A 2,985-nucleotide genomic window follows, 5' to 3' on the forward strand; every position below is an offset into this window, starting at 1 on the left:
GCCCATAACAGTCCCGCCATGAGACTGGCTCTCAGCGGCGGCAGTTTCGGTCAATTCCTCGGCCGCGGAACGGTAAGCAAGGTGTTCAATGATAGCCTTGACGGCTTATTGACTGTCGAAGGAAAAGAATGGGATGGCTACCGTGCCCACAACAAGCAGGATCGATTTGGTCTCTACAGCAACTTCGGCTGGCAAGTCTCTGACTCCATCGTTAATCGTACGTTTGTGAGCTACATTAAAAACAATCAGGAGTTGCCAGGCCAGTTGACCCGGGCACAATTCGACGCTGACCCCGATCAAGCCAGCACCCAGGCTTTTGGCGGCGATTATCAGTTAAATACCGAGACTGAGCGTGTTGCCAACAAAACAACCTGGACCATTGACGATAAAAGCTCTCTCGATGTTGGCTTTTCTTTCGAAAGCCAGCAGCTTTATCATCCGATAGTAGACAAGGTAATGATCGATTTTGACGGGCCTGGACCTATGGCGGCACGGGACATGTTCAGTATGCTGGTGGATTCCAATCAGCAAGACTGGGGTACGTCCGCTCGCTACAACCTGCGCCGGGACAATCATGAATTATTGCTGGGTGTGAATTACGGTACCAACTCAGACAAAGGCGGCAACTACCGTAACGACAACGGCAGACGCAATGGTCTGACCAATCAAATTACCAAGAAAGCCGATAATGTCGAAATTTTTGCTCAGGATCACTGGCATATCAATGATAAATGGACGCTGACTCCCGCTTTGCAAGGCGTGTTTGCACACCGTGAAGTCAATAATATAGCAACCAATCTCTACCCAGGTTTCTATGCTCCAAGCAGCCATCCTAGTGCTGACTATGCCGGCATTAATCCTAGTTTAGGCTTGATGTATAACGTGACCCAAAACGCCAGTCTTTACGGTAATGTCAGTCGTTTATACGAGCCGCCGACTAACTATAATCTAGCCGATAACACTATCACCAACGCCGGTGATGCCACCTTAAAGGCAATGGAAGGCACCTCTGTCGAAATAGGCACGCGAGGCAACCATAATCTCGGTAATTTAAACGGTATCTTTTGGGATTTATCGCTCTACTACTCGTGGCTTAACAAAGAAATTCTATCCGTTTCGCCCATGCCCGGACTGAGTCTGGCAAAGAATTTTGATAATACCATCCACGCAGGCGTTGAAGGTTTAATCGGTGGCAAATTTGCCCTGGATAGCAAAGGTACGCATTCCATCGAGCCTTTGCTGAACTTCACTACCAACCATTTCAAGTTTAATAACGATAGTACATACGGCAACAATGATTTGCCGGCGGCCCCCGATTATTTCTTAAGAGGTGAAGCCCTGTATCGTCATGCAAGCGGCTTCTTTATCGGGCCTACCTTTGATGTGGTGGGTAAACGCTGGGGAGACTTCGCCAACACCTACAAAATTGATTCTTATGGTCTGTTGGGTATGCGTACCGGCTGGTCTAATGATCATTACAAGGTGTTTCTCGAAGGCCGGAACTTGCTCGATACCACTTACGTTGCCAGCCATAATGTAATGGACAGGGCTACAGCAACTGATGCGATGTTAAACGCTGGCGCACCACTGTCCTTCTATGGCGGCATAGAAATCACCTATTAATTAGTCATCTGTAAATGTTAGGTTGGAACAGCACCAACCCAATAAGACGACGTGAACATTCGGCGGTATCAGTAATGGCACTGATACCGTCTTTTTCTATATCAGCTTACCAATATAATGTTTTTCCTAATGAAAATATTTTTTAGCCTGTTTGGCCGAATCAAACTCTTGTTGTTTTTAGTCCTGACAGCCTTTGTCTCATCCCCAATTAACGCCCAAGAAACTGTGCCCTTCCCTGTTTTAATCCATGCCGCACGCGTTTTCGACGGTCATACTATTCGAACGAATACCTCGGTATTAGTGGAAAATGGGCAAGTAATAAAAATCGACGCCCGCGAAGCGTTCAAGTCCAGTGTTGCAAAAGTCATTGATTTGGGCAATGCAACCTTGCTGCCCGGTTTTATCGAATTACACGCCCATCTGGCGTTTCAACATATTCCGGCTGATACTGTTTTAAAGCACGGCATCACCACGATCCGGGATGTAGGCGGGCCTTTGCACAAGCCTTATGGCGGCGATGGCAACTTGCGAGTGCTCACTTCCGGACCGATTATTACCGCGCCTGGCGGTTATCCGATTCCGGCATTGGGGGCTGAAAATATTGCAATAGCCGTTGCCACGGAACAGCAAGCGCGGGAAACCGTGCGCACTCTTATTGATGGCGGCGCGGTCGTGATTAAGGTCGCCTTGGAACCCGGCGACGAAACGGGCGCACCTTGGGCCTCGGGGCATCATCACACTGACGCAGAACATGAAAGCTCCCATCACAAGGCTTCCCTCTCAAAAAAGACATGGCCGCTATTGTCGGAAAATATTGTCAGGGCGATTGTCGATGAAGCCCATAAACAGGACTATAAAGTGGCGGCGCATATAGGTGAGGCAAAAGGCGCAAAAATCGCCATTAACGCCGGCATTGATGAATGGGCACATGTTCCATGCGACATTATCCCCGATGCATTGCTAAAAAAAGCGGTGGCACAAAACGTAAAAACAGTCACTACGCTGGATGCCTTATCGAAGTGTCCGGGTGTTGCTCACAATGCCGGCGTCTTGGCGGCATTGGGCGGAGAATTATTGTACGGTGCTGAAGTTGCGCATCCGGACATTCCCTGGGGTATCGATGCGCAGGAGCTTATCTCTATGAAGCACATGACAAAAATGCAGACTATTGATGTCTTGCGTAGCGCCACATCGAAAGCAGGCCATCACCTGAATTTACCGCTGCTGGGTACCTTACAACCCGGCGCACCGGCCGATATGATTGCCGTGAAAGGCGACCCGTCCCATTCTTTTAAAATCTTGGAATATCCAGATCTTGTCATGTCGGGCGGCATAATTGTGGTAAACAATTTTGAAAACCAA

2 protein-coding genes are annotated in these 2,985 nt (G+C 48.6%); both read left to right on the plus strand.

Going from position 1 to position 2,985, the window contains the following annotated elements:
* Positions 1–1,623: TonB-dependent receptor (locus M0R47_RS21525; RefSeq protein WP_292558408.1), on the plus strand; the 1,623-nt coding region annotated here is incomplete at its 5' end.
* A 129-nt stretch (positions 1,624–1,752) separates the two neighbouring features.
* On the plus strand, positions 1,753–2,985 hold a 1,233-nt coding region (locus tag M0R47_RS21530), incomplete at its 3' end, for an amidohydrolase family protein (protein WP_292558409.1).

Origin of the sequence: Methylobacter sp., from assembly GCF_023227905.1 — a bacterium.
Taxonomy (GTDB): Bacteria; Pseudomonadota; Gammaproteobacteria; order Methylococcales; family Methylomonadaceae; genus Methylobacter_A.